The following is a 219-nucleotide window of genomic DNA, read 5'->3' on the forward strand; positions in this document are numbered from 1 at the left end:
ATCCTTTCGCCCAGCGAGCCCAGAGCATCCGGCAGTCGGAACCGGTAGCCGGTGGCGAGCACCACCGCATCTGCATGCAGCACCTCGATCCCGCCGTCGAATTGGTTCCTGACGATGAGCCGATAGGCGTTGCCGTTCCGCTCCATCTGAATCACATCGCGATTGGGCGCCAGAGAGGCGTTGAGCGTGCTCGGCTCGAGATAACGCAACGCATAGAGG

The 219-nt window shown here is 62.1% G+C and carries 1 protein-coding gene; it reads right to left on the bottom strand.

Going from position 1 to position 219, the window contains the following annotated elements:
- Positions 1–219: SidA/IucD/PvdA family monooxygenase (locus tag AF337_RS13960; RefSeq protein ID WP_152971073.1), on the bottom strand; the 219-nt coding region annotated here is incomplete at both ends.

This window comes from Rhizobium ecuadorense (genome assembly GCF_001187535.1).
GTDB lineage: Bacteria > Pseudomonadota > Alphaproteobacteria > Rhizobiales > Rhizobiaceae > Rhizobium > Rhizobium ecuadorense.